Origin of the sequence: Paracoccus sp. (in: a-proteobacteria) (assembly GCF_030536915.1) — a bacterium.
Lineage (GTDB): Bacteria > Pseudomonadota > Alphaproteobacteria > Rhodobacterales > Rhodobacteraceae > Paracoccus.
This window is the reverse complement of sequence record NZ_JAUNPC010000052.1, coordinates 13,489-19,381: the sequence shown is the minus strand read 5'-3', so window position 1 is coordinate 19,381 and position 5,893 is coordinate 13,489. Positions and strand designations below refer to the sequence as shown.

Genomic DNA, 5,893 nt, shown 5'->3' with positions numbered 1-5,893 from the left:
TGATCGGGCGCTACCTGCTGAAAGGCGGCGAGACGGTCTGGGTGGACGGGCCGCTGACCCGCGCGGTGCGCGAGGGCGCGATCTGCTATCTCGACGAGGTGGTCGAGGCCCGCAAGGACGTGACCGTCGTGCTGCATCCGCTGACCGACGACCGCCGCATCCTGCCCATCGACCGCACGGGCGAGGAGCTTGAGGCCGCGCCCGGCTTCATGCTGGTAGCCTCCTACAACCCCGGCTACCAGAACATCCTGAAGACGCTGAAGCCATCCACCCGCCAGCGCTTCGTGGCGATGGAGTTCGACTTCCCGCCCGCGGCGCAGGAAACCGCCATCGTGGTGCAGGAAAGCGGCATCGACGAACGCCGCGCCGCACTGCTGGTGCGGCTGGCGGGCAAGCTTCGGGCGCTGAAGGGGCAGGATCTGGAAGAAGGCGTGTCCACCCGGCTTGTCGTCTATGCGGCAACGCTGATCGCGGGGGGCATGGACCTGAACCGGGCGATCTCGGTCGCGATGATCGAGCCGCTGACGGACGACGCCGACATCAAGCGGGGGCTTGCCGATCTGGTGGTGGCGGTTTTGGGTTGAGGTGTCGGACCGGGGGCCAGCCCCCGGACCCCCGGGATATTTAAGCAAAGAAGAAAGGCATTATCATGGCCGCGCGTGTGGACTGGCGCGAGATCGAGCCGTGGGAGCCGGAGGAAAGCATCGGCAAGCTCTGGCACGGCTGGGCCAGCGGGTTCGATTCGGTGCCGGTGCACGAGGATGCGCGGGTGCACCTGTCCGAGGTTTCGGGGCGCCTGGCGGTGCTGTTCCGGGGCCTCGGCGGCGATCACTCGATCGAGATGCGGCCTGCGGGCGATCGCGTCAGCCGCCATCGGCTGAGCTGGCTGCGCCGCCTGGGAACCGCGGCCGAGGCCCTGCCTTTGCCCGAGTTCGACGGCGGCATACTGCGCCTGCCCGCGACGCTGGCGCTGCTGCCCACGCCCGAGGCGAACGGGGCGCTGTATCTGTGGCTGGCCGCCCATGCCGCGCATCTGGTGGCGCCCGTGGACACGGGCGGCGACCCGTTGCGCCGCGACCTGGCGCGGCTGGCGGCGGCGCAGGCGACGGTGGACCGGGTGGCCGAGGCCGCGCCGGGACTGATGGGGCTTTACGGCGAGTTGCGGGGGCTGATTCTTGCGGGACGGCCGCGTGGAAACCTGCCCCCCGAGGAAGCGGCGGTCGAGGAACTGACCCGGCATCTGCTGGGCGACGATGCGCCGCTGTCCCCCCGCGCCGCCGAAATGCTGGCGGCGCTGGACGGCGACCTGTCGGGCTTCACCGCGCCCCGCCGCTATCAGCCGATGCGGCCGGTGCCCCTGTGGGTGGTGTCCGAGGCGGGCGCGGCCTCATCCCCCGACCGGGTCGAGACGCGCGAGGCCGAGGGCGAGGCCCTGGAAACCGGCGAGCATCAGGAGCGCACCATTCGCGCCCGCCGCAGGCAGGCCGAGGCGGCCGACCGCAAGGACAGCCTCATCATCAACAGGTTCGAGGCGATCCTGAGCTGGGCCGAGTTCCTGAACCTCAACCGCCGGGTCGATGACGATGACGACGACAGCGCCCGCAAGGCGCTGGACGACCAGGAGGAACTTGGCCTTGGCCAGATCAGCAAGGCCCCGGCCACGCGGCTGAAGCTGCATCTGGACCTTGCCCCCGAGGATGTGGACCGCGAGGCGCTGTCGGGCGTCTTCACATACCCTGAATGGGACGCCAAGGCGGGCCGCTACCTGCCCGCCCATGCCCGCGTGCTGGACAGCGAGGGCAAGCCGGGCGAGGCCGGGGCCGCCAGTTTCGACGACGCCGCCCGCCGCCGAATCCGCGCCGTCCGCCGCCAGTTCGAGGCGATGCGCCCCGGCCGCGTCGTCACCACCGGCCACCGCGACGGAGAGGAACTGGACCTCGACCTCACCGTGCGTTCCCGCGTGGGGATCACCGTTTCGGGCGAAGGCTCGGACCGGATCTGGAAACAGTCGCGGCCGCAGAACCGTGACCTTGCCGTGTCGATCCTGCTGGACATCTCGCGGTCCACCGAAAGCGCCGTCACCGGCCGCGCCGTCATCGACATCGAGCGCGAGGCGCTGGCCGCCCTGGCCTGGGGGCTGGACGCCACCGGCGACCAGGTGGGGGTGCAGGCCTTCTGCTCGCTCAAGCGCGGCCGGGTTTTCGTCACGACCTGCAAGCGGTTCGACGAGCCGATGTCGGCCCTGGTCGAATCCCGCATCGCGGCGCTGCGCCCGGCCTTCTACACGCGGCTGGGCGCGGGCATCCGCCATGCCACCGCCACGCTGGCGGGACAGGGGCGCAGGCGGCGGCTGCTGCTGGTCATAACCGACGGCAAGCCCAACGACCTCGATCACTATGAGGGCCGCCACGGCATCGAGGACAGCGCCATGGCCGTGCGCGAGGCGCGCCGCGCGGGCCATTCGGTCTTCGGCATCACCGTGGACCGCGACGGCAAGTCCTGGTTTCCGCGCATCTTCGGGCAGGGCGGGCACGCGCTGATCCCGCATCCCGACAAGCTGCCCGAGGCGCTGCCGCATATCTACCGCCAGCTTGTCGGCGCATGACCGAGGTGGCCCATCCCCGCACCGGCCTGCCCGGCGAACTGATCATGTGGGTGCTGATCATCAGCGAACTCGCGATCTTCGGCGCCGCGCTGCTGATCTTCCTTGTGCTGCGGCTGGGCGATCCCCAGGGCTTTGCCGCCGCGCAGGACCAGTTGCACCGGCTGTCGGCGGGGGTGAACACGATGGTCCTCGTGACCTCGGGCCTTGCGGCGGCCTTGGCGACCCGCGCCGCCGAGGCCGGGCGGCAGGCGGCTGCGCGGCGCTGGCTGGCGGCGGCGATCCTGCTGGGCGGGCTGTTCCTTGTCCTCAAGGGGATCGAATACGCCGATGCCGCCCAGCGCGGGATCGGGCTGGAAACCCATGTCTTCTTCACCTTCTACTGGCTGCTGACCCTGTTTCACGCGGCCCATGTGGTGGCCGGCATGGTCCTGCTGGGGATCGTCGCCGTCCATGCCCGCGCCCCGGCGGTCGAGGCCGCGGGCCAGTTCTGGCACATGGTCGATCTGGTGTGGGTGATGCTTTTTCCCGTGATCTACCTGCTGTGATGCGCGGGCTTTCCGATCCCCTTCTCCGGGCCTGGCTGGCGCTGATCGCCCTGTCGGGGATTGCGACCGCGGTGGCGCTGCTGCGCCCGGATGCGCCACCATGGGCCGGGACCGCCGCGGGGGCGGTGATCCTGGGGCTTGCCTGGCTGAAGGCGCGGGTGATCCTCGACCGCTATCTCGATCTTGCGGGCTACCCTGCGGCGCGCAGGGGGTTCGGCGCGGGGCTGGGGTTCTTCGCCCTCGCGGCGCTGGTGCTTCATGCGCTGGCGTGACGCCTCAGCGCAGCCAGGACTTGGCCGGGTCTTCCGAGACCAGCTCGCGCAGCCGCTCGACATCCTCGATATGGGCGACGGCGGCCTCGATCCTCACGCCGTGCTGGCGCAGCTTGGCAAAGGCGCGCGACAGCGTTTCGGGCTTCATCCCCAGCCGTCCCGCGATCAGCGCCTTGTTGTAGGGCAGCGCCACCGAGCAGTCCCCTTCCTCGCAGCCGTTCGACAGCGTCAGCAGGAACTCGGCCACCCGCTGCACGCCGGAACGCGCCTTGAGTTCCTCGATCTGGGTGACGAGATGCTGCAGGTGGACGAAGACCGCGGCCAGCATCGAGGTGGCCAGCACCGGATCGGTCTGCAGCAGGTGGCGCATCCGAACCCCGTCCAGCCGCAGAAGCCGGGCGGGAGTGATCGCCTCGGCCGAGGCCGGATAGGGCTGGCCCCGCAGCGCCGCCGCCTCGCCGAAGCTGCGGCCGCGGGTCATGACGCTGACTACCGCCTCGGCCCCGCTGGCGGCGATCCGGTAAAGCTTGATCCATCCGTCCAGCACGATGAACAGCGCATTCGGCGGCTCGTCCTGCAGGAAGATGGTCTGGCCGGTCTCGAAGACCTGGACCTGCGTGCCATCCAGCAGCGTGGCCTGCAGCGGCTCGGAAAGATTGGCCAGCAAGGCCGACTTGCGGGCGATCTGGAGGTCGGCAGGCGTCATGATGTCCTCGGGTCACGGGATGGCGGGTGCGGGGGGGCGACCATAACGGGACGTCGCGCACCCGGCAACGGCTGGCTTGGAAGACACCCTGCGGATGCCCCCGGGATCAGGCCGCCCCCACGGTCAGCCCCCGCTGGACGGCCGGCCGGGCCAGGAAGCGGTCCATCCAGGCCGCGACATTGGCAAAGCCGGAAAGCTGCACCAAGTCCTGCGCCTCGTAGCTGACGGTCAGGGTCCGCACCCAGGGGGCGGTGGCGATGTCGGCGATGGAATAGTCGCCGGTGATCCAGTCGCGCCCGTCAAGCTGGCGGTCCAGCACCCCAAGAAGCCGCCGCGTCTCGTTGACATAGCGGTCGCGCGGGCGCTTGTCCTCGATCTCGGAGCCCTTGTAGCGGTGGAAGAAACCCAGTTGCCCGAACATCGGGCCGACGCCGCCCATCTGGAACATCAGCCACTGGATCGTGTGATACCGCGCGGTGCCCTCGGGCGGCAGGAACTGCCCGGTCTTGTCGCCGAGGTAGATCAGGATCGCGCCGGATTCCCACAGGCCCATGGGCTTGCCGTCCGGCCCGTTCGGGTCGATCAGGGCGGGGATCTTGTTGTTGGGGTTCAGCGACAGGAACTCGGGCCTCAACTGGTCCTCGGGGTCGCCGATGCTGATGCGGTGGGTGTCGTAGTCAAGGCCGCATTCCTCCAGCATGACCGAGGCCTTGATCCCGTTGGGCGTGTTCAGGGTGTAAAGCTGGATCACGTCCGGGCGTTTGGGCGCCCAGCGGCTGGTGATCGGAAAGCCACTCAGGTCGAACATCGGTTTGCTCCTTCACGTTGACATTTGTTTGCGGACGCCGGTCGTGGCAGGCTGGGACCAGAAACATCCGGCGACAGAAAGGCTTGTCATGATCAGGGAGTTTCGCGATTTCATCGCCAAGGGCAATGTCATGGACATGGCCGTGGGCATCATCATCGGCGCGGCCTTCACGGCCATCGTCGCCTCGATGGTGGACGACCTGCTGCAGCCGGTGCTGGGGCTGCTGACCGGGGGCACGGATTTTTCCAACTGGTTCCTGGCCATGGACGGGGGCGACTATCCCACCCTGCGCGCCGCGCGCGATGCGGGCGCGCCGGTCTTCGCCTATGGCAGCTTCGTCACGGCGGTGATCAACTTCCTCATCATCGCCTTCGTGGTCTTCCTGCTGGTCAAGGGCGTGAACCGGATCAAGGAGGCGGCCATGCGCAAGCAGGTGGCCGAAGCCTCGGCCGCCGGCCCCTCGACCGAGGCGCTGCTGGCCGAGATCCGCGACCTGCTGGCCGCCCGCCCCCCCGCCGGGCGCTAGTCATTTCCATCTGGCCTGCGCCGCCCGCGCCCCGCTAGGTTCGGGCATGTCCCGAACCGCAGCGAGCCTTGACAGATGAGTTCCGACCTCGACCCGACCGACCGCCGCATCCTGTCGGTCCTGCAGCGCGAGGGCCGCATCTCGAACGCCGATCTCGCGGCGCGGATCAACCTGTCGGCCAGCGCCTGCCACCGCCGCGTCCAGCGGCTGGAGGAGGCGGGCTACATCGCAGGCTATGTGGCCCTTCTGGACCCCCGCCGGCTGGGCCGCACCACCACCGTCTTCGTCGAGATCACCCTGTCCGGCCAGGCCGACGAGCTGCTGGACGCCTTTGAAAAAGCCGTGCGCGCCATCCCCGACGTGCTGGAATGCCACCTGATGGCGGGCACGGCGGATTACCTGCTGAAGGTGATGGCCGCCGACACCGACGA

Annotated in this window: 8 protein-coding genes; 6 read left to right on the top strand and 2 right to left on the bottom strand. The window is 69.4% G+C overall.

What is annotated here, in order from left to right; translation table 11 throughout:
* From Q4F04_RS10020 to Q4F04_RS10005, 4 genes are all read left to right on the top strand, one after another.
* Positions 1 to 584: CbbQ/NirQ/NorQ/GpvN family protein (locus tag Q4F04_RS10020; protein ID WP_303369688.1), on the top strand; the 584-nt coding region annotated here is incomplete at its 5' end.
* 65 nt (positions 585 to 649) lie between these two features.
* Positions 650 to 2,605, top strand: a complete 1,956-nt coding sequence (locus Q4F04_RS10015) for a nitric oxide reductase activation protein NorD (protein ID WP_303369687.1) — start codon at positions 650 to 652, stop codon at positions 2,603 to 2,605.
* Positions 2,602 to 3,150, top strand: a complete 549-nt coding sequence (locus Q4F04_RS10010) for a cytochrome c oxidase subunit 3 (protein ID WP_303369686.1) — start codon at positions 2,602 to 2,604, stop codon at positions 3,148 to 3,150. Before Q4F04_RS10015 ends, Q4F04_RS10010 begins: the two co-directional genes overlap by 4 nt.
* A complete protein-coding gene (locus Q4F04_RS10005) occupies positions 3,150 to 3,422 on the top strand; it encodes a cytochrome C oxidase subunit IV family protein (protein WP_303369685.1) in 273 nt (90 codons plus the stop codon). The genes Q4F04_RS10010 and Q4F04_RS10005 overlap by 1 nt, the downstream gene beginning before the upstream one ends.
* A gap of 4 nt (positions 3,423 to 3,426) precedes the next feature.
* Here the strand turns inward: Q4F04_RS10005 and Q4F04_RS10000 are convergent, their stop codons facing one another.
* Positions 3,427 to 4,128, bottom strand: coding sequence for a Crp/Fnr family transcriptional regulator (locus tag Q4F04_RS10000; protein WP_303369684.1), 702 nt, complete (start codon positions 4,126 to 4,128; stop codon positions 3,427 to 3,429).
* 106 nt (positions 4,129 to 4,234) lie between these two features.
* Complete coding sequence (locus tag Q4F04_RS09995) at positions 4,235 to 4,936, bottom strand: glutathione S-transferase C-terminal domain-containing protein (protein WP_303369683.1); 702 nt, start codon at positions 4,934 to 4,936, stop codon at positions 4,235 to 4,237.
* Positions 4,937 to 5,024: 88 nt separating this feature from the next.
* Between Q4F04_RS09995 and mscL the strand changes: the two genes are divergently transcribed.
* Both mscL and Q4F04_RS09985 read left to right on the top strand, forming a co-directional pair.
* Positions 5,025 to 5,462 (top strand): large conductance mechanosensitive channel protein MscL, encoded by a 438-nt coding sequence (gene mscL / locus Q4F04_RS09990; protein WP_303369682.1) that lies wholly within the window; start codon positions 5,025 to 5,027, stop codon positions 5,460 to 5,462.
* Between the two features lie 75 nt (positions 5,463 to 5,537).
* Positions 5,538 to 5,893: Lrp/AsnC family transcriptional regulator (locus Q4F04_RS09985; protein WP_303369681.1), on the top strand; the 356-nt coding region annotated here is incomplete at its 3' end.

Bases quoted from the DNA above. Each gene is read 5' to 3' on its own strand.
- Q4F04_RS10015 (WP_303369687.1), top strand. From the start codon at position 650: ATGGCCGCGCGTGTGGACTGGCGCGAGATCGAGCCGTGGGAGCCGGAG.
- Q4F04_RS10010 (WP_303369686.1), top strand. From the start codon at position 2,602: ATGACCGAGGTGGCCCATCCCCGCACCGGCCTGCCCGGCGAACTGATC.
- Q4F04_RS10005 (WP_303369685.1), top strand. From the start codon at position 3,150: ATGCGCGGGCTTTCCGATCCCCTTCTCCGGGCCTGGCTGGCGCTGATC.
- Q4F04_RS10000 (WP_303369684.1), bottom strand. From the start codon at position 4,128: ATGACGCCTGCCGACCTCCAGATCGCCCGCAAGTCGGCCTTGCTGGCC.
- Q4F04_RS09995 (WP_303369683.1), bottom strand. From the start codon at position 4,936: ATGTTCGACCTGAGTGGCTTTCCGATCACCAGCCGCTGGGCGCCCAAA.
- mscL (WP_303369682.1), top strand. From the start codon at position 5,025: ATGATCAGGGAGTTTCGCGATTTCATCGCCAAGGGCAATGTCATGGAC.